This is a genomic window from Cupriavidus sp. CuC1 (assembly GCF_044627735.1).
In the GTDB taxonomy this organism is placed as follows: Bacteria; Pseudomonadota; Gammaproteobacteria; order Burkholderiales; family Burkholderiaceae; genus Cupriavidus; species Cupriavidus ulmosensis.
This window is the reverse complement of record NZ_JBIUHC010000397.1, coordinates 1-907: the sequence shown is the minus strand read 5'-3', so window position 1 is coordinate 907 and position 907 is coordinate 1. Positions and strand designations below refer to the sequence as shown.

Below are 907 nucleotides of genomic sequence, written 5' to 3'. Positions count from 1 at the left end.
AAAACAGCACATTCGTGTTCTGGCATTGCGATCCCTTCTCATTGCCGCTACCCTCCGCAGTCCGTCTCACGCTTGGGAGAGCGCGGTGGATCACTGGCGGTTGGCCTACCTCGGGATGCGGCAGATCCCACGGGAACTCAGCGAGTTCGAGCTTGCCACGTTCTTCACCTACTCGCCCAAGGAACGGGCGCTGATTGATGCCCGGCGCAGCCCCTGGTATCGCCTGGCCGTTGCCGTACACATCGGCTTTATCCGCATGACGGGACGCACGCTGGACGCCTGCAAGCAAGTGCCCAGATTTCTCTGGGCGCATGTCGGCGCTCAGATCGGTGTGACACCGCCGGATATGGGCACGCTCAACGCGCTCTACGACGGGCGCACAGATACATTGGCACACCACCAAATGTTGGCCTATCAAGCCCTCGGCTTCAGCCCAATGGCTGAGCATCAGCGCCGCTATGTTACGCGCTGGCTCAAAGAACGTTTGACGGGTCAGCCGAGCCGCACCGAGCTGTTCCATGAACTGAAGCGCTGGCTGTACGAACATCGAATACTGATACCCCATGACCGGGCACTAAAAAGACTGATCAGTCAGGCCGTCGCCACCGCCGAGACCGCGCTTGCCGTCGCCCTGGTGCGCGCCTATGGGGCTGCCTCCCTGGACGTTTGGGGCACATCGCTGGCGCACCCGCATTGTGACCGCGCCAGCCTGCAACAATGGCTATGGACCGTCCCGTTACGAACCTCGACCCATCAGATGGGGGAATTGTTCGACAAGGTCGAACTCCTTTACAAGATGGGCATTCACCGCAACTGGCCGGAGGCGTGCAATGAAGCGCTGGTACGCTACTACGCCAAGCGCTGTGCCAATCGTCCGGCATCAGTGAGCAAGCGAGTCGCGCAGCAA

The 907-nt window shown here is 60.7% G+C and carries 1 protein-coding gene; it reads left to right on the top strand.

The window, feature by feature from the left end; all coding sequences use genetic code 11:
- Window positions 1–85 precede the first annotated feature (85 nt).
- Window positions 86–907: DUF4158 domain-containing protein (locus ACGLHR_RS51880; RefSeq protein WP_400103925.1), on the top strand; the 822-nt coding region annotated here is incomplete at its 3' end.